This window comes from Pseudorhodoferax soli (assembly GCF_003337555.1).
Lineage (GTDB): Bacteria > Pseudomonadota > Gammaproteobacteria > Burkholderiales > Burkholderiaceae_C > Pseudorhodoferax > Pseudorhodoferax soli.
In genome coordinates this window covers 90,554-114,870 of record NZ_QPJK01000010.1, presented here as the reverse complement: position 1 = coordinate 114,870, position 24,317 = coordinate 90,554, and the positions used below count along the sequence as shown (strand labels likewise).

Annotated in this window: 24 protein-coding genes; 15 read left to right on the top strand and 9 right to left on the bottom strand. The window is 67.0% G+C overall.

The annotated features are described in order from the left end of the window. Positions 1–31: 31 nt before the first annotated feature. The 3 genes from DES41_RS29855 to DES41_RS29845 all read right to left on the bottom strand — a co-directional run bounded on the left by DES41_RS29855 (position 32) and on the right by DES41_RS29845 (position 2,191). Positions 32–580, bottom strand: a complete 549-nt coding sequence (locus DES41_RS29855) for an acyloxyacyl hydrolase (RefSeq protein WP_114471265.1) — start codon at positions 578–580, stop codon at positions 32–34. A 275-nt stretch (positions 581–855) separates the two neighbouring features. Then, complete coding sequence (locus DES41_RS29850; RefSeq protein WP_147282980.1) at positions 856–1,389, bottom strand: hypothetical protein; 534 nt, start codon at positions 1,387–1,389, stop codon at positions 856–858. Then, positions 1,373–2,191 carry a DUF6502 family protein gene (locus DES41_RS29845; RefSeq protein WP_147282979.1) on the bottom strand — a complete coding sequence of 273 codons (819 nt, stop codon included), beginning with the start codon at positions 2,189–2,191 and terminating at the stop codon, positions 1,373–1,375. Before DES41_RS29845 ends, DES41_RS29850 begins: the two co-directional genes overlap by 17 nt. A gap of 4 nt (positions 2,192–2,195) precedes the next feature. On the opposite strand from DES41_RS29845, the gene DES41_RS29840 reads away from it, so the two are divergent. The 3 genes from DES41_RS29840 to DES41_RS29830 all read left to right on the top strand — a co-directional run bounded on the left by DES41_RS29840 (position 2,196) and on the right by DES41_RS29830 (position 5,171). Beyond that, positions 2,196–2,453 carry a hypothetical protein gene (locus DES41_RS29840; RefSeq protein WP_147282978.1) on the top strand — a complete coding sequence of 86 codons (258 nt, stop codon included), beginning with the start codon at positions 2,196–2,198 and terminating at the stop codon, positions 2,451–2,453. Between the two features lie 267 nt (positions 2,454–2,720). Continuing rightward, positions 2,721–3,041 carry a DUF2007 domain-containing protein gene (locus DES41_RS29835; protein WP_114471261.1) on the top strand — a complete coding sequence of 107 codons (321 nt, stop codon included), beginning with the start codon at positions 2,721–2,723 and terminating at the stop codon, positions 3,039–3,041. Positions 3,042–3,083: 42 nt separating this feature from the next. Further along, positions 3,084–5,171 carry an NAD(+) synthase gene (locus DES41_RS29830; protein ID WP_245965925.1) on the top strand — a complete coding sequence of 696 codons (2,088 nt, stop codon included), beginning with the start codon at positions 3,084–3,086 and terminating at the stop codon, positions 5,169–5,171. A 3-nt stretch (positions 5,172–5,174) separates the two neighbouring features. Here the strand turns inward: DES41_RS29830 and DES41_RS29825 are convergent, their stop codons facing one another. Further along, positions 5,175–6,194, bottom strand: coding sequence for a LacI family DNA-binding transcriptional regulator (locus tag DES41_RS29825; protein WP_114471260.1), 1,020 nt, complete (start codon positions 6,192–6,194; stop codon positions 5,175–5,177). Between the two features lie 124 nt (positions 6,195–6,318). Between DES41_RS29825 and DES41_RS29820 the strand changes: the two genes are divergently transcribed. From DES41_RS29820 to DES41_RS29810, 3 genes are read left to right on the top strand one after another with little or no spacing between them, the layout of a single operon-like run. Further along, positions 6,319–7,182, top strand: a complete 864-nt coding sequence (locus DES41_RS29820; protein ID WP_114471259.1) for an SDR family NAD(P)-dependent oxidoreductase — start codon at positions 6,319–6,321, stop codon at positions 7,180–7,182. Between the two features lie 23 nt (positions 7,183–7,205). Then, positions 7,206–8,204, top strand: coding sequence for a Bug family tripartite tricarboxylate transporter substrate binding protein (locus DES41_RS29815; protein ID WP_114471258.1), 999 nt, complete (start codon positions 7,206–7,208; stop codon positions 8,202–8,204). 26 nt (positions 8,205–8,230) lie between these two features. Then, the gene (locus DES41_RS29810) at positions 8,231–8,779 is read left to right on the top strand and encodes a carboxymuconolactone decarboxylase family protein (protein ID WP_114471257.1); all 549 of its coding nucleotides are present in this window, start codon (positions 8,231–8,233) and stop codon (positions 8,777–8,779) included. Between the two features lie 26 nt (positions 8,780–8,805). Here DES41_RS29810 and DES41_RS29805 read toward each other — a convergent pair whose 3' ends face one another. Further along, positions 8,806–10,272: a sensor domain-containing diguanylate cyclase gene (locus DES41_RS29805; protein WP_245965924.1), complete on the bottom strand. Its 1,467-nt coding sequence runs from the start codon at positions 10,270–10,272 to the stop codon at positions 8,806–8,808. A 181-nt stretch (positions 10,273–10,453) separates the two neighbouring features. Between DES41_RS29805 and DES41_RS29800 the strand changes: the two genes are divergently transcribed. Both DES41_RS29800 and DES41_RS29795 read left to right on the top strand, forming a co-directional pair. Next, on the top strand, positions 10,454–11,119 hold the full coding sequence (locus tag DES41_RS29800; protein WP_114471256.1) for a Crp/Fnr family transcriptional regulator: 666 nt from the start codon (positions 10,454–10,456) through the stop codon (positions 11,117–11,119). 80 nt (positions 11,120–11,199) lie between these two features. Then, a complete protein-coding gene (locus tag DES41_RS29795) occupies positions 11,200–11,859 on the top strand; it encodes a peroxiredoxin (protein WP_114471255.1) in 660 nt (219 codons plus the stop codon). Between the two features lie 60 nt (positions 11,860–11,919). Here DES41_RS29795 and DES41_RS29790 read toward each other — a convergent pair whose 3' ends face one another. Next, the gene (locus DES41_RS29790) at positions 11,920–12,210 is read right to left on the bottom strand and encodes a DUF1330 domain-containing protein (protein WP_114471254.1); all 291 of its coding nucleotides are present in this window, start codon (positions 12,208–12,210) and stop codon (positions 11,920–11,922) included. Positions 12,211–12,427: 217 nt separating this feature from the next. Between DES41_RS29790 and DES41_RS39370 the strand changes: the two genes are divergently transcribed. The 3 genes from DES41_RS39370 (at position 12,428) to DES41_RS29775 (ending at position 15,717) form a co-directional block, all read left to right on the top strand. Further along, positions 12,428–13,585 (top strand): GGDEF domain-containing protein, encoded by a 1,158-nt coding sequence (locus tag DES41_RS39370; protein WP_281277242.1) that lies wholly within the window; start codon positions 12,428–12,430, stop codon positions 13,583–13,585. A 306-nt stretch (positions 13,586–13,891) separates the two neighbouring features. After that, entirely contained in the window at positions 13,892–14,608 is a 717-nt protein-coding gene (locus DES41_RS29780; RefSeq protein WP_114471253.1) for a hypothetical protein, read from the top strand. A 167-nt stretch (positions 14,609–14,775) separates the two neighbouring features. Then, positions 14,776–15,717: a homocysteine S-methyltransferase family protein gene (locus DES41_RS29775; protein ID WP_114471252.1), complete on the top strand. Its 942-nt coding sequence runs from the start codon at positions 14,776–14,778 to the stop codon at positions 15,715–15,717. 289 nt (positions 15,718–16,006) lie between these two features. On the opposite strand, the gene gyrB is transcribed toward DES41_RS29775, so the two are convergent. The 3 genes from gyrB to dnaA all read right to left on the bottom strand — a co-directional run bounded on the left by gyrB (position 16,007) and on the right by dnaA (position 21,350). Further along, a complete protein-coding gene (gene gyrB / locus DES41_RS29770; RefSeq protein WP_425466405.1) occupies positions 16,007–18,637 on the bottom strand; it encodes a DNA topoisomerase (ATP-hydrolyzing) subunit B in 2,631 nt (876 codons plus the stop codon). Between the two features lie 78 nt (positions 18,638–18,715). Next, positions 18,716–19,834 carry a DNA polymerase III subunit beta gene (dnaN, locus tag DES41_RS29765; RefSeq protein WP_114471251.1) on the bottom strand — a complete coding sequence of 373 codons (1,119 nt, stop codon included), beginning with the start codon at positions 19,832–19,834 and terminating at the stop codon, positions 18,716–18,718. A gap of 121 nt (positions 19,835–19,955) precedes the next feature. Then, positions 19,956–21,350: a chromosomal replication initiator protein DnaA gene (dnaA, locus tag DES41_RS29760; protein ID WP_114471250.1), complete on the bottom strand. Its 1,395-nt coding sequence runs from the start codon at positions 21,348–21,350 to the stop codon at positions 19,956–19,958. 365 nt (positions 21,351–21,715) lie between these two features. Between dnaA and rpmH the strand changes: the two genes are divergently transcribed. The 4 genes from rpmH (at position 21,716) to yidC (ending at position 24,289) form a co-directional block, all read left to right on the top strand. Beyond that, positions 21,716–21,850, top strand: coding sequence for a 50S ribosomal protein L34 (rpmH, locus tag DES41_RS29755; protein ID WP_056665202.1), 135 nt, complete (start codon positions 21,716–21,718; stop codon positions 21,848–21,850). 67 nt (positions 21,851–21,917) lie between these two features. Then, complete coding sequence (locus DES41_RS29750) at positions 21,918–22,310, top strand: ribonuclease P protein component (protein WP_114471249.1); 393 nt, start codon at positions 21,918–21,920, stop codon at positions 22,308–22,310. Continuing rightward, on the top strand, positions 22,307–22,570 hold the full coding sequence (yidD, locus tag DES41_RS29745) for a membrane protein insertion efficiency factor YidD (protein WP_114471248.1): 264 nt from the start codon (positions 22,307–22,309) through the stop codon (positions 22,568–22,570). The genes DES41_RS29750 and yidD overlap by 4 nt, the downstream gene beginning before the upstream one ends. A 6-nt stretch (positions 22,571–22,576) precedes the next feature. After that, a complete protein-coding gene (yidC, locus tag DES41_RS29740) occupies positions 22,577–24,289 on the top strand; it encodes a membrane protein insertase YidC (protein ID WP_114471247.1) in 1,713 nt (570 codons plus the stop codon). The last annotated feature ends 28 nt before the right edge of the window (positions 24,290–24,317 follow it).

Here is a 24,317-nt window from a genome sequence, read left to right as displayed (position 1 = left end):
GCCTCGCGGCCCTTCTCCCTGCGCCGTCCCTTTACAACGCGTAGCTGTAGCGCAGCTGGTAGAAAGTCTCGCCCGGGTTCGGCTTGTCCAGTCCGCCGTTGGACACATGCTTGACGTACATGCCGATCTCGTGCCGCCCGAAGCTGTAGCCCACGCCCAGGTGGTCGCTGAAGTTCCAGCGCGAGCCGAACGCCTTGGTCCGGGTGCGGTAGCCGTGCACCAGATAGGACACGCCGATACCGCCCTCCACGAACCAGGGTGAACGTCCTTCGTCGAAGCGCCAGCGCAGCATGGGCACCAGGCCCAGCTGGGTGAAATCGTCGCGTTCGCCGGGGAGGGCGTCGGCCTGCCAGCGGCTCGCGTAGCCATCCACCGCCAGGGCCAGCCTGCCGCTGAAAAAGCGCACGTCGGTGGGCAGGCGCACGCCCAATGTCATCGCGTCGGTGGTGGCGCCATGGTGGCGGGCCTGGCCGGCCTCCAGGTACAGGGCGGGGCCCTGTCGTTGCTGCTGCGCCTGGGCTGCGGCGCCGAACACCAGGCATAGCGCGGCCAGTGCCGCTTTCTTCGTGATGGGCTTCATGCAACTCTCGTTGTGGGTTTGTTGCACATGCTACGCAGCCGTCACACAGGGGCTTGTAGGAAGCTGCCGATGCTTGAAAAAAGCCTGTGGATAGTTCCGGCACAACGAGGTAGTTGTCCACAGGAGAAGCGTCCGCGCGAAAGTTGTTCGCTTCTGGGGTGCAGCTTGCAGGGCCCCGGCCCACACGGCTGTGAATTTGCCAAGCCCTTGATGGCGCTCGGAAAAACCGGGTTGCCCACAGCGCAGGCCCACCCTCTACTACTACCACTATTGAATTAATTGAAAGATAGACAGGAGACCGTAGCGGCCTCTGGCGGCTGTTGCGTCAACAAAACAGGTTCCAGCAGCGCCGCGCCATCGAAGCCGCGCAGGCTCAGCTGCAGCCGCAGGCCCTGCCCCGCACCCTGCCCGTACCCATCCGGCAGGCTGGCGACGAGCGTGAGCAGCACGCTCTGTTCCTGCAGCAGCGCCTTCCCGTCGGAAAGCACCACCGTGCTCCAGCGGCCCGCCAGCTCGGCCTGGCCGTTGGCATCGAACTCCCAGGCGCCTTCGTGCACGAAGCGCTGGCATGGCAGGCTCAGTTCCACCCGCGTCTCGCCGACCGACAAGACCATTGCGCCCCCGCACCGGTCGCCGCAGGGCAGAGGCTGCGCCGGCTGCAGGTCCGGGTCCAGCGTGGCGGTGTAGGTGCCTTCTGCCAGGCTGGCGCCCACGTTCGGGCCGGTGCCCGTGCCGCCGGTGCCGGGGCCGCAGGCCACCAGCAGGCAGCCGAGCCAGAGGCCTGCCAACAGCTCAACGCGTCGTTTCATGGTCATCAGTGGCATGGAAGTAGCTGCCGAAGCGCACGCGCTGCGTGCGCTGCGCCGGGTCGGCATGGGCCTGGTCGTGGTCGAAGCGCGCCTGGGCCTCGCCCATCACCTGGCGGAAAGCCTGGCGCCACACCTTGGCGGCCAGGGCGTGCAGTTCGGCGGCGGACGCCGGCGTCAGTTCGTCCACGAACACGGCCTGCTCCAGGAAGTTCTGCTGGCCGTCGACATTGGCGCAGGCCGCCGCCAGGTGGTCGTGCACGTTGTCCCCCAGCAGCTGCACCATCTCGGCAAAGCCCTGGCGCGGCACGAAGCCGGGCGCGAGCAGGCGCACCCCCTGCGCGCCTTCATCCACCAGGCCCAGGCGCAGCAATTCGTCGAGCACGGCACGTGGCCGCACGTCGGTGCTGATGGCTGCGACCAGGGCGTCGAAGCCTGGCCCTTCGGCCTGGCGCGGCAGCACCAGTGGCGCGCCCTCGTCGTCGACGAAGGCCACGTCGCTGAGCCAGCGCGCCACCACCTGGCTGGCCATGTTCATGGCGTCGCGCGCGGGGGCTTCGCTGGCGATGCTGCGCAGCTGGCGCACATCGCGCCGGTGTACGCCCGACAGCAGGCTCAAGGCGCTGTCGGTGGTTTTCTGGCCGCTGGCGGCCAGCTCGTCGCGCGCAGCCTCCAGGAACACCTGCTTGAGTGCGGCCGCGAAGCTGGGATAGGCCACACCGTGCCGCAGCAACAGCCGCACCGCTGGCCGGAGCAGCCGCAGCACCGAAGCCAGCACGACCGCAGACCGGGATGGAGTGGACATTTCTGTGGGATATTATTCCACGCAGATGAAGAAGTGGACATTGGAAAGCCCGGGTGCCGGCATCGCGCTGCACCTGCTGCTGTTCGCGCTCGTGGTGGCCGCTGTGCAGTACAGCGAACACCGGGCTGCGTCCGTCCCTGCCGCAGCCCCCTTGCCTGCCCAAGGCAAGGCAGTGCCAGCGCGTCCGCACCACGCCAGCGCCCCTGCCCCGCACGTCTTGCCCGTGGTGGGCGCCGTCGCGCCGCAGCATCCGACCCCCTGAAGAACAACCGTGTGGATAGTTCCGGCACAAGCCGGTGCTTGTCCACAGCCGCGCGCGTTCGGCGCAAGTTGTTCATGCCGGCGCGACAGCAGGAAAGCGCGGCCACACACAGCCACGGCCGTGCCGCAAGTGCGCGGCGCGGCTGGACAAACCGCAGTTGTCCACAGCCAGGACCGCCCTCTACTACTACCACTATTGAAAGATAGAGAAGATAGAAGAGGGATAGGGACAAGCGGCGCGCCAGTCCCCGCATAGGATGGGCCCGCCATGCAACGTGTCGCGCCTGCTCCGAATCTCATGATCGCCACGCTGTGGGCCGACATGCTGCGGCGCGACGGCATCTCGGCCACGGTGCAGCGCGCCTATGCCAGCGGCATCGCCGGCCAGATCCCGCCGGACCAGGCGCTGCCCGAGATCTGGGTCGAGGACGACCACCACCTGGCGCGTGCCCTGGCCATGCTCGATCAGCTGCAGCATCCGCCCGAGCGGCGCTGGGCCTGCCCCGGCTGCGCCGAGGTGGTGGAAGGGCCCTTCGAACAGTGCTGGAACTGCGGCACGCTGCGCGAGGCGGCCGGGCCGGCCAGTTAGCATCGCAGGCCACCCGCGTCGTGAACAAAGGACTCCTGCGCCGTGCCGAACCGACTGAGCCACCTGCCCTTTCTGCACCCCTGGCGCCATGGCTTCGTGCGCCTGGCCGTGGCCGTGCCCCGCAACCGCGTGGCCGACCCGGTGTTCAACGCCGGCGAGACCGTGCGCCTGTACGAGGACGCCGCCGACCAGGGCGCCTCGGTCGTGGCATTTCCGGAATTGGGCCTGTCGGCCTACACGTGCGACGACCTGTTCCACCAGGCCACCCTGCTCGACCGCTGCGTGGACGCGCTGCACGCCGTCGTCCAGGCCACGCGCGGGCGCGACGCCGTGGCCATCGTCGGCCTGCCCTTGCGCGTGGACCACCGGTTGTTCAACTGCGCGGCCATCGTCGCCGGTGGCCAGGTTTTGGGGGTGCAGCCCAAGACCTACCTGCCCAACTACGCCGAGTTCTACGAAGGCCGCCAGTTCGCCGCCGCCGATGCGGCCGTATCGACCTCTGTGCGCCTGTTCGACCAGGACGTGCCCTTTGGTACCGACCTGCTGTTCCGGGCACGCCAGCAGCCTCTGCTGGCCCTGCACTGCGAGATCTGCGAGGACCTGTGGGTCCCCATCCCCCCGTCCAGCTACGCCGCGCTGGCGGGCGCTACGGTCCTCGTCAACCTGTCGGCCTCCAACATCACCATCGGCAAGGCCGCCTACCGGCACCGGCTGGCCGGCCTGCAGTCGGGCCGCTGCCTGGCGGCCTACCTGTATTCATCGGCCGGCATCGGCGAATCGACGACCGACCTGGCCTGGGACGGCCAGGCCCTGATCTACGAAGGCGGCGAGCTGCAGGCCGAGAGCGAGCGCTTCTCCAATGTCTCGCACACCATCTTTGCGGACGTGGACCTGGAGCGCCTGGTGCACGAGCGCATGCGGCAGAACAGCTTCGGCGCCTCGGCCGCGCAGCACAAGGCCCAGCTGGCCGGCTGGCGCACCGTGGAGTTCGACCTCGCGCCGCCCAAGGCGCCGGGCGCGCTGCGCCGCACCGTCGAGCGCTTCCCCTATGTGCCGGCCGACGCCGCCACCCGCGACGAGCGCTGCCGCGAGGTCTTCAACATCCAGGTGCAGTCGCTCGTGCAGCGGCTGGAGGCCGCGCGCATCGAGAAGGTGGTGATCGGCGTCTCCGGCGGGCTGGATTCCACGCACGCGCTGCTGGTGCTGGCCCAGGCCATGGACCGGCTCAATCGCCCGCGCAGCCACATCCTGGCCTACACCATGCCCGGCTTCGCCACCAGCACGCGCACGCTGGACCAGGCGCACCGGCTCATGGCCACCGTGGGCTGCACGGCCAAGGAAATCGACATCCGCCCCAGTTGCCGGCAGATGCTGGCCGACCTGGACCACCCGTTCGCGCGGGGCGAGCCGGTTTACGACATTACCTTCGAGAACGTGCAGGCCGGCGAGCGCACCAGCCACCTGTTCCGCCTGGCCAACCACCAGGGCGCCATCGTGGCCGGCACCGGCGACCTGTCCGAACTGGCGCTGGGCTGGTGCACCTACGGCGTGGGCGACCACATGTCGCACTACAACGTGAACGCCAGCGTGCCCAAGACGCTGATCAAGCACATGGTGCACTGGGTGGCCGCGCAGAAGCTCTTGGGCGACGCCGGCAGCGCGGTGCTGCACGAGATCCTCACCACCGAGGTCAGCCCCGAACTGGTGCCGGCCGGGGCCGATGCCCCAGCCGATGGCAAGGACCAGCCCGGCCAGCGCACGGAAGACACCGTCGGCCCGTACGAGCTGCAGGACTTCCACCTCTACCACATCGTGCGCCACGGCTTCGGCCCGGCCAAGGTGGCCTTTCTCGCGCACGCGGCCTGGCACGACCGCGACCGGGGCCCCTGGCCCGACGCCCTGCAGGGTGCGCACAACCAGTACGGCCTGGCCGACATCAAGAAGCACCTGCGCACCTTCGTCTGGCGCTTCTTCCAGACCAGCCAGTTCAAGCGCAGCTGCGTGCCCAACGGGCCCAAGGTCGGCTCGGGCGGCTCGCTGTCACCGCGCGGCGACTGGCGCGCACCCAGCGATTCCGAGGCGCGGGTGTGGATCGACGAAGTGGCGACGATCCCGGCCGAAGAAGACTGAGCTTCAGGGCCGCGGCGCCGGCCCGATGGATCCGCGGTCCGTGAACTGCAGCGGCACGCGCTCGCTGCGCGCCGGCTGGGCGGCGTCCGTCATGCGGCTGTGCAGCAGCGTGGCGGTGAGCTCGGCCACGCGCTGGGCGTCCACGTTGAGCAGCGAGATGCTGGGCGAGTGGTCGCGTGCGAAGTCGGTGTCGCCGATGGTGACGACGGAGATGTCCTGCGGCACGCGCAGGCCGTTGGCTTCGATCGCGCGCAGCGTGCTGCCCAGCGTGTAGGTGCCCTGGGCGACGATGGCCGTGGGGCGGTCCGCCCGCTTGAGCAGCGCGTCGACATCGGCGAACACCGAGCTCGTGGCCGATGCGGCCTGCACCAGCATGTCCGGCACCCGCAGGCCGGCCGCCTTGTAGGCCGCGCGGTAGCCCTCGATGCGCCGGCGCACGGGCCGGCTGCTGGCACGCCACAAGGCCAGCGCGATGCGCGTGTGCCCTTGCGCGAAGAGTTCCGCCATGGCCGCCTTCATGCCGGCGGCGTGGTCGAACAGCAGCGCGTCGCAGCCGGGCGTGGCCATGTCGCGGTCCAGCACCACCACGGGCATCGGCAGCCCGTTCAACGCGGCCAGCACCTGCGCATCGGTTTCGTTGCCGGGCGCGGCGATCACGCCGTCCATGCCGCGCCGGCTGAACATGGAGAGTGTTTCCGTCTCGCGCTGCGCATCGTTCAGGCCGTTGGCCAGCAGCAGCATGTAGCCGTCCTTGCGCAGCCGCTCCTCGAGCGAGCGGAAGAGGCGTGCGTACAGCGGGTTGGTCACATCGGTGAACAGGCAGCCGATGGTCTTGCTCGAGCGCGAGCGCAGCGCCTGCGCCGTGTGGTTGGGCCGGTAGTCGAGGATGGCGATCGCGCGTTCCACCTTGCCGCGCGTTTCTGGTGAAACGTTTTCAGCGTCGTTGATCACGCGCGATGCACTGCCGACCGAGACCCCGGCCAAGGCAGCGACATCGCGAATATCCACCTTGCCTTTGGCCATAAAAATTACTTTCTTCGAACGCCCCGCCAGCATGATAGCCAAGCCGCATGTGGTCTAGGTATTTGCCCCATGTTGAAACGTTTCATCGGCGAATCTAGGATGCACTCCAGCAACAGGAGACGCCATGCAGCAGGGACTTGCGATCGATCCGCAGCGGCAGTGCTTTGCGCCGGCCGCGGGTCGCCCGGCCGACCATCCGGCACAGCGGCTGCATGGCCGCAAGGTGCTGGTGGTCGGCGCCGGCCAGCGCCACATCGACGATCCGGACCCACCGGTTGGCAACGGCCGCGCCATCAGCCTGCTGTTCGCCCGCCACGGCGCCGCGCTGACCTGCGTGGATGTGTCCGAGCCGGCACTGCGCGCGACCTGCGAGCAGGTGGCGCAGGAGGGTGGCCGCGTGCATGCCGAGGTGGCCGACGTGGCCGATGCCGAGCAGATCGCCCCGCTCGTGCAGCGGGCCAGCACGCACATGGGCGGACTGGACGGCCTGGTGCTCGTCGTCGGCGTGGCCAGCGGCCTGCCGCTGGCGCGGCAGACCGCGCAGGACTGGGACCATGAACACGCCGTCAACGTGCGCAGCAACATGCTGTTCGCGCAGCAGGCGCTGCACCACATGGCGCCGGGTGGCTCCATCGTGCTCGTCTCCTCGCTGGCGGCGCTGCGCAACAGCTCGGGCAACCCGGCCTACGAGACCACCAAGGCCGCCCAGGTGGCGCTGGCGCGGGCCATCGCCATGGCGGGGCAGCCCAAGGGCATCCGCTGCAACAGCCTGCTGCCGGGCCTGATGGACACGCCCATGGGTCGCGCCGCCACGCGCAGGCGGCCAGACCGGCTGGCCATGCCCCTGCCCTTCGGCCGCCAGGGCACGGGCTGGGAGGTGGCCCATGCGGCGCTGTTCCTGGTCTCGCACGAGTCGTCGTACGTGAACGCCCATGCGCTGCTCGTCGATGGCGGCCTGTCGGCGGGCATCGCCCTGCCCGTGTCCTGAAACCCTGTTCCGGAGACTCCACCATGCCCCAGGTTTCGCATGGCAGGCGGCGCGCAGCCGCCCTGCTCGTCCTCCCCACCGCGTGGCTGGCATGGGCCAGGCCGACCCATGGGCAGCAGGAGGACTACCCGAAGCGGCCGATCAAGATCGTGCTGGGCTTTCCGCCGGGCGGCTCCACCGACACCTCGGCGCGCCGCGTGGCCGACCAACTGGCGCGGCAGATGGGCCAGCCGGTCATCGTGGAGAACCGGCCCGGCGCGTCCGGCAACATCGGCGCGGCCTATGTGGCCAAGAGTGCGCCCGACGGCTACACGCTGCTGTACGGCACCAACACCACGCACGCCATGAACGTGAGCCTGTACCCCAGGCTGGAGTTCGACCCGGTCAAGGACTTCGAGCCGGTCGTGCTGCAGGGCAAGGTGTCCAACGTGTTCAGCGTGCACCCCTCGTTCGGTGCCACCACGCTGCAGGCCTTCATCGACCAGGCGAAGGCCAGGCCCGGCGCCATCAACGTGGCCTCCAATGGCAACTCGACCAGCACGCACATGGCGCTGGAATTGCTCAAGGGCATGGCGGGCATCTCCTTCGTCCATGTGCCCTACAAGGGCAGCGTGCCGGCGCTCAACGACGTGCTGGGCGGCACGGTGCCGGCCATCATGGACAACCTGCCGGCCTCGCTGCCGCACATCAAGGCGGGCAAGCTGCGGCCGCTGGCCGTGACCGCCCGCAAGCGCCTGCCGCAGCTGCCCGAGGTGCCGACCTTCGACGAGCTGGGCCTGCGCGGCTACGAGGTGGCCGGATGGGGCGCGATCTGGGCGCCGGCCGGCACGCCCCGGCCCATCGTGGAGCGGCTCAACCGCGAGATCAACCTGGCGCTCAAGGAGCCGCGCATCGTGGAGGTGATGTTCGAGACCGCATCCGAGCCGCAGGGCGGCACGCCGGAACAGCTGGCCAGCTACGCGCGCGAGGAAACCGCCAAGTGGCGCGAGGTGATCCGCAACGCCAACATCCGTCTCGACTGAACCGCTTCGCAACCAGGACCCAGCCCATGGCACGCATTCCCTATTTCGATCTCGACCAGGCCTCTCCCACCATCCGCGAGATGGTGGCCTCGCGCCCGCCGCTCAATGTCTACCGGATGGTGGCGCATGGCGGCCCGAGCGCCGAGGGCTTCCTGGCCCTGGGCAACGCCATCCTGCGGCGCTCGGAGCTCGACCCGGTGCTGCGCGAGCTCGTCATCCTGCGCGTGGGTGCCCTGTGCGGCTCGCACTACGAGGTGTTCCAGCACCGCCGGGTGGCCGCCCAGGCAGGTGTGCCGCCCGCCAAGATCGAGGCCGTGCTGGCGCGCCCCGAGGAGCCGCCCGCTGCCGGGGACTTCTCCGCCCTGGAGCACCTGGTGCTGCGCTACACGGATGCGGTGGTCCGTTCGGTGAAGGCACCGGCTGCATTGTTCGACGCGGTGTCGGCCCAGCTGCCCCCGCGCCAGCTCGTCGAGCTGACCATGGCCATCGGCTTCTACATGCTGGTGAGCCGCCTGCTCGAGAACTTCGAGGTCGACCTGGAGGGGCACGAAGCCGGGCCTACCCGCCCGGCCTGAACGGCGCGAGGCGGCCGCTGCCTGGCTCAGCCCGTGGTGCGGCGCCGCTCGTGGCGGCCTTCCTGGTAGAAGCGCGCCTTGGCATCGAACATGGCCTGGTCTGCCGCATGCAGTGCCTGCTCGACCTCGACGGCCCGCTGCGCGCTGGCCACGCCGATCGACAGGCTCAGCGCGTGGCCGGGGTAGAACTGGTTGTTCAACTCGACCATGGATTCGATGCGGCTCTTGAGCTCCTGCGCCACGCGCTCGTCCGCGCCTGGCATCAGGGCCACGAACTCGTCGCCGCCGATGCGGGCCATGCACCAGGGCTGGCCCGCGCTGGCGCTGGCCAGCACCTCGCCGGCGCGGCGCAGCAGCGCGTCGCCGGCCACATGGCCTTCGCCGTCGTTGACGCTCTTCAACCCGTTCAGGTCCATCGCCAGGATGCCCAGCGGCCAGGGCCCCTTGCGCGAGATGCGGTTGAGCTCGTCCACGTAGAAGGCGCGGTTGCGCAGCCGCGTGAGCGAGTCGTGCTTGCCCAGGTACTCCAGGTAGGCCTCGGCCTTCTTGCGCGCCGTGATGTCCACCAGCGAGACCAGCACCAGGTCCCAGTGCGCCAGATGCCCGGGCAGCACCGCGAACTGCATGTGGATGTTGATCAGCCCCCCGCCCAGCCCGTAGTTCACCACCTCGCGCACCTGCTCGGTCTTGCCGTTCCACAGGTCGATGAGCTGCTCGGCAAAGGTGTCGTGCATCTCGTCGCGGAACACGGCGCCCAGGTTGCCCAGCAGTTCCGCCTGGTTCGTCGCGCCGAACATCGTCAGCGTCTGGCGGTTGACCTCCAGCACGCGGATCTCCTCCATGCAGCGGGCCACGAATTCCGGGTGCACCGAGAGGAACACGCGGAAGTCCTGGATGCCCTGCTCGCGCACCTCGTCCAGAAGCCGCTTCACGCCGCTGAAGTCTTCCACCCACAGCGACACCGGCGAGTAGTGGAACAGGTCGCGCGCATGGCTTTCGCTGGCGGTCAGCTGCTGGCGCGTCTGCACGGCGTCGGTGGTGTCCTGCAGCGAGACCAGCACGCGGTCCCAGCGGTCTTCATGGCCCTGCAGCACGCGCACGCGGATGGCCACGTCGATGCGCCGTCCGTCCAGCGCGTAGTTGACGGTCTGGTTGGCGTAGTCCAGCCGGCCCTGCCACAGCGACAGCATCTCGGGCAGCATGGTCGTGAACATGTCGCCGCGGAACACGTCGGGCAGGCGCTGCTGCAGCTCCTGCAGGCTGGCGGCGCCGAACAGCGCCAGCGTCTGCCCGTTCACCTGCAGGATGCGCAGGCAGGCTGCGCACTGCTGCATGCGCGTGGGATCGGCGCGCAGGTGGGCCTCCAGGTCGGTCACGCCCTCGGCGCGCCAGCTGTCGAACAGGTCTTTGAGGGCGCTGAAGTCTTCGAGCCAGAGCGAGATCGGGGCCCACTCGAACATCTGCTCGAAATCGGCGGAGGCGGCTTGTGTCATGGCCTGGATTCTCCAGGACTTGTGTGTTTTGCAGCCCCTGACCGGGGGTGGCCAGGGCGCCGGGTCTGGCGAGTGCCACGTGGCGACTGCACGATTCCCGCCAAATTGTGCACAAATTTAGCCCAAAGTCGTTACATTTCCCGCCCAGATGCGTCCCGCAACAGCTTTCGAAGGAGCTTGCATGATCGACCCCGCCACGGCAGACCGGGTGCTTGCCGTCTACCCGATGCTGCGCGAGCTGCCAGCGCCCGTGTTGGCCGAGATGGTGGCCAGCGCCACCCACATGAAGGTGCCGCCCAACGCCATGATGTTCGACGAGAGCCAGCCCTGCATGGGCTACCCCTTGCTGCTGGCGGGCAGCGCGCGCGTGGTCAAGGCCTCGCCCAACGGGCGCGAGCTGCACCTGTACTACGTGGAGCCCGGCGAGGCCTGCATCCTCACCAGCAGCTGCCTGCTGGGCCGCTCCAACTACCAGGCGCGCTGCATGGTGCAGGACGCACTCGACCTCGTGGTGCTGCCGCCCGCCACCTTCCGGCTGCTGTTCTCCACGCTGGACAGCTTCCGCGTGCACGTGCTGGGCCGCTTCTCCGAGCGCATGGCCGACCTGCTGCAGCTGGTGGCCGCCGTCACCTTCCAGAAGCTGGACCAGCGCCTGGCCGCCGCGCTGGCCGCCAAGGCCAGCCCGATCCAGACCACGCACCAGGCGCTGGCCGACGAGCTCGGCAGCCTGCGCGAGATCGTCAGCCGCCTGCTCAAGAACTTTGCCGACCAGGGCTGGGTGCGGCTGGGCCGCGAGCGCATCGAGGTGGTCGATCCCGGCGCGCTGCGCCGCCTCGCCACGCTCTGAAGCCTGTGTAACTTTCCTCACCGACCGCGCGGCCTGCCGACGCGAGACTGGCTGCACCTTCAACCCCCCGGAGCCCTTCCATGTCTCTTCGCATCAACGACACTGCGCCCAACTTCACCGCGCAGACCACGCACGGCCCGATCGACTTCCACCAGTGGATCGGCGACAGCTGGGCCATCCTGTTCTCGCACCCCAAGGACTTCACGCCGGTGTGCACCACCGAGCTGGGCTACATGGCCCGCATCGAGCCCGAGTTCACCCGGCGCAATGCCAAGCTGATCGGCCTGTCGGTCGACCCGGTGGAAAACCACGCCAAGTGGGCCGCCGACATCGAGGAGACGCAGGGCGCCGCCGTCAAGTACCCCATGATCGGCGACACCGACCTGGCCGTGGCCAAGCTCTACAACATGCTGCCGGCCGAGGAAGCCGGTACGTCCGACGGCCGCACGGCCGCCAACAACGCCACCGTGCGCTCGGTGTTCATCGTCGGCCCGGACAAGAAGATCAAGCTCACGCTGACCTACCCCATGACCACGGGCCGCAACTTCGACGAGATCCTGCGCGTGCTCGACTCCATGCAGATGACGGCCAGGCACAAGGTGGCCACGCCCGTGAACTGGCAGCCGGGCGACGACGTGATCATCGCGGGCTCGGTGTCGGACGAGGACGCCAAGACCATGTTCCCGGGCGGCTGGAAGGCGCCCAAGCCCTACCTGCGCATCGTCAAGCAGCCGGGCTGAGCGTACGCAGACCTGGGCGGCTCACCGTTGGAGCGCGGCGCGGCCGCGTGCCGCCGTGCCTCAGGCGGCTTCGACGATGCGGATCTCGCGCTCGGCGCCATCGCCCAGCGCATCCAGCGCCGCGCCATAGGCCGCGCTGTCGTGCGTGGCGACAGCCTGCGCCACGCTGTCGAACTCGATCAGCACCGTGCGCTGCTCCAGGCCGGCCTCGTACACCTTGGCGGGCAGGCCACGGGCCAGGAAGCGGCCGCCGCCGGCGGTGATGGCGGGGCCGGCCAGCTGGGCATAGGCGGCCAGCTTGTCGGGGTTGTTGACCGAGCGGTAGGTCGAGATCCAATAGGCTTTGGGCATGTCGGTTTCCTGGGTTGATGCGGGGGCCGCTGGCTGGCGGCGCATGGCTGCCGCAGCGGCCATCCGCCGCCGGCGCCCATGGGGTGGGCGTGCGGCGGCGCGGCTACTCTAACCGCATGCGCTGGCGGGCGTGCGCGCCCTGGCCGAGGCGGCCCGCCGCCGTGGCTTAGCATCGGCCGACACAGAACAAACGTGCACCTGAGAGACAGGCACAACAATGACCACCGGCACCGGCATTCCCCATTTCGGCACGCTGCGCCGCATCGCGCGGGTGATGCAGATCTCGCAGGTCGCGGCCTTGGCCCTGCTGCTCGGCCTGGGTGCGCTGCTGTGGCACAACATCGCCGACTTCCGCAAGGCAGATGCCCTCGTCGACCACACGCACGATGTGCAGGGCGAGATCGACCGCGTGCGCGCCACCGTGATGCTGGGCGGGCTGGCGCTGCGCAACTACGCCATCTCGCCCAGGCCCGAGTTCCTCGAGAGCCTGGAGCGCGCCTCGTTCGAATCGCAGGACGCTGCCGAGCGCCTGCGCGACCTGGTCGAAGACAACCCTGGCCAGGCTGCCCGCGCGCACGAGGTGCACGCCGAAACGCGCGAGATCCTGGGCTGGTACCGCAGCTCCAGCGTGATCGCGCAGCGCGACGGGGCGCCCGCGCTGCAGGCATCGCTGGCCGCGCGCGTCAACATCGACGCGAGCTTTCGCCTGCGCAAGCTGCTCGACGTGATGGACGCCGAGGAGCGCGCCCTGCTCGAACTGCGGCGCGAAGCCAGGGAGCTGGGCTTCCAGTCCGTCAAGCGCTGGAGCGCGGTGGTCGGCCTGGTGTTCGTGCTGTTCACCGCCGGCGCCATCGTGCATGCCGGCCGGCTCGTGGGCCTGGGCGAATCCAACCTCAAGACCCTGCATGCCGACGCCGAGAACGACCCGCTCACGGGCCTGGCCAACCGCCGGTCCATCGACCGCGCAGCCCAGGCCCAGGCGGGCCGGCCCATGGCTGTGATCAGCTTCGACCTTGACGACTTCAAGCCCGTGAACGACCGCCACGGCCATGCGGCCGGCGACGCCGTGCTGCGAAGCGTGGGCACCAGGCTGCTGCAGCAGTCGCGCCACGGCGACGTGGTGGCGCGCACGGGCGGTGACGAGTTCGTGATCCTGCTGCCCGGCTTGGCCGATGCGAAGGTGCTCGAGGGCATCGCCGCCCGCGTGCGCAGCACCGTGGGCGAGTCCATCGAATTCAACGGCGTGGCGCTGAAGGTCGGGGCCTCGGTGGGGTTCGCGTGTTCGGATGGCAGCTTGCAGTTCGAGCAGCTGGCCGCGCAGGCGGATGCGATGTCTTACGCGGAGAAGAAGCGGAGCAAGACGGCGCGCGTGTGAGGGCGCGCTGCGGCCTGCAGATCAGGGCGCGCCGTGCTGGCGGCTGTTGCCGCGCGCGCTGGCCACGGGGTACTTCTGCGCGTTGACCAGGATCTTGTCCTGCGCCGCGGCCAGCTCTGGACGTCATTCCTGGTGTTGGCTCCCCACCATGCGCGCGCAGTTGCATTCCCAGATGCTTCTGGGGGCGTAGCCAGTTATTTCGTTGTCATGGACCAGCGCCCCCCGTCGTCGTTACGCTCCGCCGTCGATCTATTGCCCCATACGACATTCCGAGTACGGACGAATCAACCATCCCAGTAAGGACGCATGACAGAAGCCACACGCCCCTCGGAGAAGAGCCTTCGTTTAAGTCTTGCGGCAGTCCTCAGCGGTCTCGCGGCGGTGTTGGCGGCCGGCTCTGCCGCGTTGCATTTCATCGGGACGATCTGGCATCGCAACTACTTGGCGCACTGGGACATCGATGCCAATCTTTTCCCGCGTTCCACTGACCAAACGCTCTTGGCAGGCTATTACGCGGTTCTGGAGCGTGGGGTCATGCTTTGGCTGTTCATTGCTGAAAAATGGCCTTGGATGCTGTTGGGGGCTTGCGGCTTGATCGCCATTTGCTTCTTCATCGACTGGATTACCGATAGGGGTGTCGATGTCACTGCGGCTTGGATCGACCGCAGCTCCAGAAAAGCCCGGCTGACCGCCGCTGTCATCGTGGCAGGGCTGGCCTTGTTTTCGATAGTCCAAGTGTGTGTCGTGGTTGTCGTGGCGGCGATGCTGCTGCCGGCCGGCATTGCCGAGGCTGCCGCTGGCAGGTCCGCGGAGGTGGCGATGAGGGATCACGCGAAGGGATGCGAACTGTCTACCCGTCGGTGCATTGAGGTGCGACGCGCAGATGGCGTATCAGTCAAGGGCTATCTGCTGGATAGCTCTCCAAACGACATCGCCTTGTACGACGTCGAATCTGGTCGGGGGCGCACGATGTCGAGACAGGGCGTTGAAATTGTTTCTACGCGTCCGCTGAAATCACATTGACGGAAGTGGATTGCGACGGGAAGTGCGATGTGGAACGACTGCTGCGCGCCCCACGCAGACGTTCGCTTTTTACAGGAGCGGCCATTCGCGGTTCACAGGCACATACGGCCCTCGATGGCAATTGCACCGGCTTCCACAACGCGCAAGAATGACTGCGGGGGTGAAACATGACGACTGCGTTGCTTCCTCAACTCGGTGGCGGCCTCTTCCTCAGCGACGGTGGTCTCGAGACGACTCTCGTGTATCTGCAAGGGGTGGAGTTGCCGCAGTTCGCTGCCTTTGTCCTGCTGAACGACGATGCCGGACGAGAGCGCCTGCGACGCTACTACCGCCCCTATCTTGAGTTGTGCGCGGACACCCCTGGCGCGGGTTTTGTGCTGGAGACACCGACATGGCGTGCAAACCCCGATTGGGGCAGTTTGCTGGGGTATGACGCGGCGGCGCTGGCGCAAGCCAATATTGAGGCGGTGCGGCTGGTGAGCGAGCTTCGCGCGGCGTGGCGCCCTAGATTGGCTGGGCCCGTGGTTCTGAGCGGCATCATCGGTCCACGCGGAGACGGCTATGTGGCCGACGCGCCGAGCAGTATCGACGACGCGGCGGCGTACCACCGGCCTCAAGCCGCATCGCTCCGAGACGGCGGCGTCGACATGCTGGCGGCGGTGACGATGACCAACAGCGCTGAAGCTGTCGGTATCGCGAGATCAGCCAAGAAGGTCGGCTTGCCCGTGGCAATTTCCTTCACCGTCGAGACGGATGGCCGCTTGCCGAATGGAGAATCCTTACGCGAAGCCATGGCGAAGGTGGATGCAGATACACCACCGGCTTACTTTGCGGTGAACTGCGCTCACCCGAGCCACTTCGAGGCCTGCCTCGCAGATGGTGGTGATTGGACGGCACGCATTCGCGGAATCCGTGCAAATGCGTCGACGCTCAGCCACGCTGAGTTGGACGCAGCGACCGAGCTGGATATCGGCGACCCGGTCGATCTTGGCGACCGCTACCGACGGCTGCGCATTCCGTTGCCTGCACTGAACGTGCTGGGAGGGTGCTGCGGCACCGATCAACGGCACCTTCGCGCGATCCGTGATGCTTGGGTCTTGGCTGCGTAGCTTCGTGAGACTCTGACTGCGAGGCCGCACCCGGAGCGACTTCCCGTGACCGCTGTAGCGGCACTTGGGTGCGGTGGCTGCTGGCAATTGGTCGACGGTGACCGAACGCAATGAAGGACGAAGACTTGAGACCGCTTCTGGCCGATTCCCGTCTTCCAAAATTCTGCTCAGAGCCGCGCTGAACCACTCAATGCGACCAGTGAAGTAAAAAGGCCATGAACGGTTGTTCATGGCCTTCTTCAAATATGGTCCCCAGCTTTCAGGTCATGGGTTCATCTACAGAAAAACATCAAACGTCAATATTCCCAGCCCGCAGCGCATTCGTCTCAATGAAATCCCTGCGCGGCTCCACCTCATCCCCCATCAGCATCGTGAACACCCGGTCCGCCTCGATCGCATCGTCGATCTGCACGCGCAGCAGGCGCCGCACTTCGGGGTCCATCGTGGTCTCCCACAGCTGCTCGGGGTTCATCTCGCCCAGCCCCTTGTAGCGCTGGCGGCTGGTGGCGCGTTCGGCTTCGCCGATCAGCCAGCGCATGGCCTGGCGGAAGTCGCCGACCTTTTCTTCTTTTTGCCGCTCGCCCTCGCCGCGCATGACCTTGGCGCCTTCGCTCAGCAGGCCGCGGAAGGTGTTGGCGGCTTCGCTCAGCGCGGCGTAGTCGGCGCCGTGCACGAAGTCCTGCGTGATGACGCTGCTGCGCACGTTGCCGTGGTGGCGGCGGCTGATGCGCAGCACGGGCTTGTCGGTGCGCACGTCGAATTCGCCGGCCACTTCGGCACCGCTGCCCAAGGCGCGCAGGCTGGCCTGCAGCGCCACGGCGGAGGCTTCGGCATCGGCCACGGTGTCCAGGTTCAGCGTCACGCCGTCGGCGATGGAGCGCAGGGCCTCGGCGTCCATGAAGTTGGTCAGGCGGTGGATCACCGATTCGGCCACCTGGTGCTTGCGCGCCAGCTCGGCCAGCGTGTCGCCGCTGATGGTGGTGCCGGCCTCGCCGCCGGTGAACACGGAGGCATTGACCAGCGCGATGCGCAGCAGGAACGTGTCGAGCGCGGAGGCGTCCTTGAGGTAGAGCTCTTCCTTGCCGGCCTTCACCTTGTACAGCGGCGGCTGCGCGATGTAGATGTGGCCGCGCTCCACCAGCTCGGGCATCTGGCGGTAGAAGAAGGTCAGCAGCAGGGTGCGGATGTGGGCGCCGTCGACGTCGGCGTCGGTCATGATGATGATGCGGTGGTAGCGCAGCTTGGCGACGTTGAAGTCGTCGTTGCCGGTGGTACCGCCGGCCTTGCCGATGCCGGTGCCCAGGGCGGTGATCAGCGTGAGGATTTCGTTGCTGGTGAGCAGCTTTTCGTAGCGCGCTTTCTCCACGTTCAGGATCTTGCCGCGCAGCGGCAGGATCGCCTGGAACTTGCGGTCGCGGCCCTGCTTGGCGGAGCCGCCGGCGGAGTCACCCTCGACGATGTAGATCTCGCACAGCGCGGGGTCCTTCTCCTGGCAGTCGGCCAGCTTGCCGGGCAGGCCCATGCCGTCCAGCACGCCCTTGCGGCGCGTCATCTCGCGGGCCTTGCGCGCGGCTTCGCGCGCGCGCGCTGCTTCGACGATCTTGCCGCAGATGATCTTGGCGTCGTTGGGGCGTTCCTGCAGGTAGTCGGTCAGCAGGCGGCCGACGATGTCTTCCACCGGCGCGCGCACTTCGCTGCTGACGAGCTTGTCCTTGGTCTGGCTGCTGAACTTGGGCTCGGGCACCTTCACGCTCAGCACGCAGCACAGGCCTTCGCGCATGTCGTCGCCGGTCACCTCGACCTTGGCCTTCTTGGCCAGCTCGGTCTCTTCGATGTACTTGTTGATGACGCGGGTCATCGCGGCGCGCAGGCCGGTGAGGTGGGTGCCGCCATCCCGCTGCGGGATGTTGTTGGTGAAGCAGAGCACCTGCTCGTTGTAGCCGCTGTTCCACTGCATGGCCACTTCCACGCCGATGTGCGTGCCGGCGATGCCGCCGTAGGTTTCGGCCGGGCGCTCGCCGATCGCGTGGAACACGTTCGGGTTCAACACGGTCTTGCCCTTGTTGATGAAGTCGACGAAGCCCTTCACGCCGCCGGCGCCGGAGAAGTCGTCTTCCTTGCCGGTGCGCTCGTCCTTGAGCTTGATGTTGACGCCGTTGTTCAGGAAGGAGAGTTCGCGCAGCCGCTTCGAGAGGATCTCGTAGTGGAAGTCGTTGTTCTCCTTGAAGATCTCGGTGTCGGGCAGGAAGTGCACCTCGGTGCCGCGCTTCTCGGTCTCGCCCAGCACGTGCATGGGCGAAATGTCGACGCCGTTCACCTGCTCGATGATGCGGTTCTGCACGAAGCCCTTGCTGAACTCCATCACGTGCACCTTGCCCTCGCGGCGCACGGTAAGGCGCAGCATCTTGCTGAGCGCGTTCACACACGAGACGCCCACGCCGTGCAGGCCGCCCGAGACCTTGTAGCTGTTCTGGTTGAACTTGCCGCCCGCGTGCAGTTCGGTCAGCGCGATTTCGGCAGCCGAGCGCTTGGGCTCGTGCTTGTCGTCCATCTTCACGCCGGTGGGAATGCCGCGGCCGTTGTCGACCACGCTGACCGAGTTGTCGCTGTGGATGGTGACGAGGATCTCGTCGCAGTGGCCGGCCAGGGCTTCGTCGATGGAGTTGTCGACCACCTCGAACACCAGGTGGTGCAGGCCGGTGCCGTCGGAGGTGTCGCCGATGTACATGCCAGGGCGCTTGCGCACCGCTTCCAGCCCTTCGAGGATCTGGATGGCGCCTTCGCCATAGCCTTCGCTCGCGCCGACCTGGTGGGCGTCGATCTTGGGCTGCTGCGACAGCGATGGAAGGCCGTCTTCACCGGTGGGCGCCATGGCGTTTTCGTTGGCGGTGGGGGGAACGGGCTTGCTGTCTTCGGTCATGGCGTGCTTTTCGACTCACTCTTGAAAAAGCGAACCCGCGTTGGTGACGCGGGTCGCAGGCAGTGGTGGTGCCGGGCGTCAGATACGCATCGGCATCACGACGTACTTGAAGCTGGTGTTCTCGGGGATGGTGAGCAGCGCGGAGCTGTTGCCATCGGACAGTTCGATCTTGACCATGTCCTGCTGCATGTTGGCCAGCGCGTCGATCAGGTAGGTGACGTTGAAGCCGATCTCGATGCTGTCGCCGCCGTAGTCGATGTCCAGTTCGTCCTGGGCTTCTTCCTGCTCGGCGTTGCTGGAGGCCACGCGCAGCGTGCCCGGGTCGAGGTTCAGGCGCACGCCCTTGAACTTCTCGCTGGTCAGGATGGCGGTGCGCTGCAGGCTCGACAGCAGCGCCTGGCGGCCGAGCGTGATGCTGTTCTTGTGGTTCTTGGGAATCACGCGGTTGTAGTCGGGGAACTTGCCCTCGACCAGCTTGGTGACGAACTCCATGCCGCCGAATCGGAAGCGCGCCTGGTTGTTGGCGAACTGCAGCTCGATCTGCGGTGCCTCATCGCCGCCCGCGTCGGACAGCAGGCGCTGCAGCTCCAGCACGGTCTTGCGCGGCAGGATCACCTCCTGCTTGGGCACTTCGACCTCGAGCGTGGCGGATGCGAACGCCAGGCGGTGGCCGTCGGTGGCCACCAGGCTCAGCTGCTTGCCTTCGGCCACGAACAGGATGCCGTTCAGGTAATAGCGGATGTCGTGCACGGCCATCGCGAAGGCGACCTGGCCCAGCAGCTCTTTCAGCGTTTTCTGCGGCACGCTGAAGGCGGGGCCGAACTCGGCCGACTCCTGCACCAGCGGGAAGTCTTCGGCGGGCAGGGTCTGCAGCGTGAAGCGGCTCTTGCCACCCTTGAGCACCAGCTTGTTCTGGCTCGATTCGAGCGAGACGGTCTGGTCGGCCGGCATGGTGCGCAGGATGTCGATGAGCTTGCGGGCGCCCACGGTGGTGGTGAAGCCGCCTTCGTCGCCGCCCAGTTCGGCCGTGGTGCGGATCTGGATTTCCAGGTCGCTGGTGGTCAGCTGGACCTGGTTGCCGTTCTTGCGCAGCATCACGTTGGCCAGGATGGGCAGCGTGTGGCGCCGCTCCACGATGCCGGAGACCGATTGCAGCACCGCAAGCAGGGTGCTTTGGGCTGTCTTCAGAACGATCATGTCAACCTCTCGATGAATTTCTTGTGGAGCTGGCGCAAAAGCTTCGCATTTTCGCCCGAATCCGCCGTGCAATCTGCGCGGGGGTCGCAACACAGGCCGGCCGCAGGTGGGCAGGCCTTCCTCATCCCTTCAGGGTCTGCTCCAGCACGTGCAGTTGCTGGTTCAGCTCGGCCAGTTGCTGGCGTTCGCCGCCGATCTTGCGCACGGCGTGCAGCACGGTGGTGTGGTCGCGCCCGCCGAACAGCTCGCCGATCTCGGGCAGGCTCTTCTGCGTGAGCTCCTTGGCCAGGTACATCGCGATCTGGCGCGGCCGCGCGATGCTGGCCGGGCGCTTCTTGCTGTACATGTCGGCGACCTTGATCTTGTAGTAGTCGGCCACCGTCTTCTGGATGTTCTCGACGCTGATCTGCCGGTTCTGGATCGACAACAGGTCGCGTAGGGCTTCGCGCGCCAGCTGGATCGAGATTTCCTTCTGGTTGAAGCGCGAGTACGCCAGGATCTTGCGCAGCGCGCCTTCGAGCTCGCGCACGTTGGAGCGCACGTTCTTGGCGACGAAGAAGGCCACTTCCTCGGGCATCTCGGTGCCCTCGGAGATCGACTTGTTGATCAGGATGGCGACGCGCATCTCGAGCTCGGGCGGCTCGATGGCCACGGTGAGGCCGGAGTCGAAGCGCGAGACCAGGCGCTCGTGGATGTCCGGCAGACCCTTGGGGTAGGTGTCGGACGTCATCACGATGTGGCTCTTCTTGGCGAGCAGAGCTTCGAACGCGTTGAAGAATTCTTCCTGCGTGCGGTCCTTGTTGGCGAAGAACTGCACGTCGTCGATCAGCAGCAGATCGAGCGAGTGGTAGCGCTCCTTGAACTCGTCGAAGGTCTTGCGCTGGTAGGACTTGACCACATCCGAAACGAACTGCTCCGCATGGATGTAGAGAACTTTGGCGCCAGGCTTTTCTTCGAGCAGCCGGTTGCCCACCGCGTGCATCAAATGGGTCTTGCCCAGGCCGACGCCGCCGTAGATGAACAAGGGGTTGTAGAGCTGGCCCGGCGAGCCGGCCACGTGCATGGCTGCGGCGCGTGCCATGCGGTTGGCCGTGCCCTCCACCAGGGTGGAGAACGTGAGGGCGGAGTTGAGGCGGTTCTTGGGCGGGCCGGGGGAGATTTCTTCACCCAGATCGACCGGTTCGGACTGTGCGCTGATCTCGCGCGCCAGCTGCAAAGGCGTAAGCCTGGCAACGTTTTCCCGCGGAGTGATGGCTAACTCGAGCTGGATCGGCTGGCCATACAGGTTCTCCAGCATCTGCATGATGCGGTTGCTGTACTGCGCGCGGATCCAATCGAGCTTGAAGCGGTTGGCCACGTACACCGTGACCTTGCTGAAATCGCCCGTCACCTGGGCCGCCAAGGGCTTGATCCAGGTGTTGAATTGCTGTTCTGGAAGTTCCTGGGCAAGCTGCTCGATGCAGGCCTGCCACAGGCTGTCACCGGCGGCGCCGCTGGCGTGGTTCCCCTCGATCATGCGCCGCCCAGCTCCTGTGGATAAATGTTTTTTTGAAGCACCCGGCATTCTAGGTGTGCGGGTAGTTGTCCACAAGCTGCAGGGGCATGTCGTGTGGCGGATACGGAACCGGGTGTCGAAGAGGCCAAATGCAGAAAAGCTTGTCCTTCGAATTTTTTTGGCGATAATCGCCGGTTCCCCGAGGTTTGGCCCTGCCCGGCGTATTTCTTTGCGAGAGATGCCGACTGCATGGTGCCGCGGGTGCGGATAGGCAGGTCATCGCCGCGTGTGCGTCGATGGCCGCCTGGTTTCGGCACCGAACCTGTGGTCCGCATGCGGGCAATGCAAAGGCGTTGCCCGCCGAAACTGATTTCCAAGGAAGTGACATGAAACGCACCTACCAACCCTCCAAGATCCGCCGCGCCCGCGTCCACGGTTTCCTGGCCCGCATGAAGACCCGCGGCGGCCGCGCCGTCATCAACGCGCGCCGCGCCAAGGGCCGCAAGCGCCTGGCTGTCTGAGTCTCTTGCGGGTGGCCTTCTTCGCGTCGGCTCCCCGCATGGCTGTCTCCCCCTTCTCGGTGCCTCTGTGCAGCGACTCAAGACGCGCGCGCAGTTCCAGGCCGTGATGGCCGGCACCACCGTCTCGCGGACAGCCCACTTCGCCCTGCATCGCATCGCGCTGCCTGCTCCCCTTGCGGAAGAGCAGGCAGATGCACGCCCGCTGTTCCCCGTCGACGACTGCTGGATCGGCGCCGTGCTGCCCAAGCGCTGGGCGCGCCGTGCCGTCACGCGCAATGCCATCCGCCGCCAGATCTATGCGGTCTGCGGCGAGCACGCAGCTGCCCTGCCGGCGGCGGTGCATGTGGTGCGGCTGCGCAGCGGCTTCGACCGCAAGCAGTTCATCAGCGCCACCTCCGTGCAACTCAAGCAGGCAGTGCGCGGCGAGCTCGAGCAGCTCGTGCGCAGGGCCGCGGCCTGATGCAGCGCGCCCTCATCGCGCTGGTGCGCGGCTACAAGCTGCTGCTGAGCCCCTGGCTGGGTTCGGCCTGCCGGTTCGAACCCACCTGCTCCACCTACGCCATCGGCGCGCTGGAGCAGCACGGTGCCGGGATGGGCAGCTACCTTACACTGCGCCGGCTCGCGCGTTGCCATCCCTGGTGCGATGGCGGACACGACCCGGTGCCCGCGCAGCGGCCCCGCCTTTTCGGCCGGCGGCTGTTCCCGACTTCCTCCGACTAGCCTTCCATGAACGATATCCGCCGAACCATCCTGTGGGTGATCCTTGGTTTCTCCCTGGTGATGCTGTGGGACAAGTGGCAGATCCACAACGGTCGCCAGGCCACCTTCTTCCCGACGCCCACGGCCACTGCACCGGCGGCTGCTTCCTCGGCGCCCGGCGGCACGGCCCCGGCCGCATCCGCGCCCGCCAGCACCGTGCCCACGGCCGTCGCCACTGCGGCGCCCGCAGGCGCGGGCCAGGTGCCCGGCACGCCGACCGCCCCGGCACCGGCACGTGAGCGCGTGGAAGTCAGCACCGACGTGCTCAAGCTCAGCTTCGACACGGCGGGCGGCTCGCTGGTGCGCGCCGAACTGCTCAAGAACGTCGACCTGCACGACCCGAGCCGCCACTTCGTGCTGCTGGACGAGAGCGCAGAGCGCGTCTACCTGGCACAGACCGGCCTGATCGGCGCGCCCGGCCTGCCCAACCACACGACGGTGATGGCGGCCACGCCCGGACCGCGCCAACTGGCCGATGGCAGCAACACGCTGGAAGTGCGCTTCGAGTCGCCCGAGAGCGGCGGCGTGAAGCTGGTCAAGACCTACACGCTCACGCGCGGCTCGTACGCCATCGGCGTCAAGCACGAGGTCGTCAATGCGGGCAGCGCGCCTGTCACGGCGCAGGTCTACCTGCAGCTGGTGCGCGACGGCAACAAGCTGCCCGGCGAGTCGAGCTTCTACTCCACCTTCACGGGCCCGGCGATCTACACCGAAGCCAAGAAGTACCAGAAGGTCGAGTTCAAGGACATCGAGAAGAACGACGCCAAGTTCGAGAAGCAGGCCACCAACGGCTACGTGGCCATGGTGCAGCACTACTTCGCGAGCGCCTGGCTGCTGGGCGATGGCATCGAGCGCGACATCTTCGCGCGCAAGATCTCCAACAACCTGTACGCCGTGGGCATGATCAGCACGCTGCCGGCCGTGGCGCCGGGCGCGAGCCAGGTCGCCGAGTCGCGCCTGTTCGTGGGCCCGCAGGAAGAGAAGATGCTGGAGTCGCTGACGCCCGGCCTCGAACTGGTGAAGGACTACGGCTGGCTGACCATCCTGGCCAAGCCGCTGTACTGGCTGCTGGACAAGCTGCACAGCGTGCTGCAGAACTGGGGCTGGTCCATCGTCGCGCTGGTGGTGCTGTTGAAGCTCGCGTTCTACTGGCTCAACGCCAAGGCCTACGCGAGCATGGCCAAGATGAAGGCGGTGAACCCGCGCATCCAGGAGATGCGCGAGCGCCTGAAGGACAAGCCGCAGGAAATGCAGCAGGCCATGATGAAGATGTACAAGGAGGAGAAGATCAACCCCTTGGGCGGCTGCCTGCCCATCATGATCCAGATCCCCGTGTTCATTGCGCTGTACTGGGTGCTGCTGTCTAGCGTCGAAATGCGCGGCGCGCCCTGGATCGGCTGGATCAAGGATCTGTCCGCACCCGACCCGTGGTACCTGCTGCCCGTGATCATGACCATGACCACCATGCTGCAGACCGCACTGAACCCGGCCCCGCCGGACCCGATGCAGGCCAAGCTGATGTGGTTCATGCCGCTGGCGTTCTCGGTGATGTTCTTCTTCTTCCCGTCCGGCCTGGTGCTGTACTGGATCACGAACAACATCCTGTCCATCGTGCAGCAGTGGGTCATCAACACCCGCATGGGCGTGCCGCCGCAGTTCAACCTGCCGAAGTTCAGGTAAAGCCGGCAGATCGCTCCGCAAGGGCCGC

Excerpts from the sequence above, each read along its gene's own strand:
- DES41_RS29825 (WP_114471260.1), bottom strand. The coding sequence starts at position 6,194 with ATGGCCAAAGGCAAGGTGGATATTCGCGATGTCGCTGCCTTGGCCGGG.
- DES41_RS39370 (WP_281277242.1), top strand. The coding sequence starts at position 12,428 with ATGACCACCGGCACCGGCATTCCCCATTTCGGCACGCTGCGCCGCATC.
- DES41_RS29775 (WP_114471252.1), top strand. The coding sequence starts at position 14,776 with ATGACGACTGCGTTGCTTCCTCAACTCGGTGGCGGCCTCTTCCTCAGC.
- dnaN (WP_114471251.1), bottom strand. The coding sequence starts at position 19,834 with ATGATCGTTCTGAAGACAGCCCAAAGCACCCTGCTTGCGGTGCTGCAA.
- DES41_RS29790 (WP_114471254.1), bottom strand. The coding sequence starts at position 12,210 with ATGCCCAAAGCCTATTGGATCTCGACCTACCGCTCGGTCAACAACCCC.
- dnaA (WP_114471250.1), bottom strand. The coding sequence starts at position 21,350 with ATGATCGAGGGGAACCACGCCAGCGGCGCCGCCGGTGACAGCCTGTGG.
- DES41_RS29855 (WP_114471265.1), bottom strand. The coding sequence starts at position 580 with ATGAAGCCCATCACGAAGAAAGCGGCACTGGCCGCGCTATGCCTGGTG.
- DES41_RS29800 (WP_114471256.1), top strand. The coding sequence starts at position 10,454 with ATGATCGACCCCGCCACGGCAGACCGGGTGCTTGCCGTCTACCCGATG.
- DES41_RS29845 (WP_147282979.1), bottom strand. The coding sequence starts at position 2,191 with ATGTCCACTCCATCCCGGTCTGCGGTCGTGCTGGCTTCGGTGCTGCGG.
- DES41_RS29780 (WP_114471253.1), top strand. The coding sequence starts at position 13,892 with ATGACAGAAGCCACACGCCCCTCGGAGAAGAGCCTTCGTTTAAGTCTT.
- DES41_RS29850 (WP_147282980.1), bottom strand. The coding sequence starts at position 1,389 with ATGAAACGACGCGTTGAGCTGTTGGCAGGCCTCTGGCTCGGCTGCCTG.
- yidC (WP_114471247.1), top strand. The coding sequence starts at position 22,577 with ATGAACGATATCCGCCGAACCATCCTGTGGGTGATCCTTGGTTTCTCC.
- DES41_RS29815 (WP_114471258.1), top strand. The coding sequence starts at position 7,206 with ATGCCCCAGGTTTCGCATGGCAGGCGGCGCGCAGCCGCCCTGCTCGTC.
- DES41_RS29805 (WP_245965924.1), bottom strand. The coding sequence starts at position 10,272 with ATGACACAAGCCGCCTCCGCCGATTTCGAGCAGATGTTCGAGTGGGCC.
- DES41_RS29835 (WP_114471261.1), top strand. The coding sequence starts at position 2,721 with ATGCAACGTGTCGCGCCTGCTCCGAATCTCATGATCGCCACGCTGTGG.
- DES41_RS29810 (WP_114471257.1), top strand. The coding sequence starts at position 8,231 with ATGGCACGCATTCCCTATTTCGATCTCGACCAGGCCTCTCCCACCATC.
- DES41_RS29820 (WP_114471259.1), top strand. The coding sequence starts at position 6,319 with ATGCAGCAGGGACTTGCGATCGATCCGCAGCGGCAGTGCTTTGCGCCG.
- gyrB (WP_425466405.1), bottom strand. The coding sequence starts at position 18,637 with ATGACCGAAGACAGCAAGCCCGTTCCCCCCACCGCCAACGAAAACGCC.
- DES41_RS29795 (WP_114471255.1), top strand. The coding sequence starts at position 11,200 with ATGTCTCTTCGCATCAACGACACTGCGCCCAACTTCACCGCGCAGACC.
- rpmH (WP_056665202.1), top strand. The coding sequence starts at position 21,716 with ATGAAACGCACCTACCAACCCTCCAAGATCCGCCGCGCCCGCGTCCAC.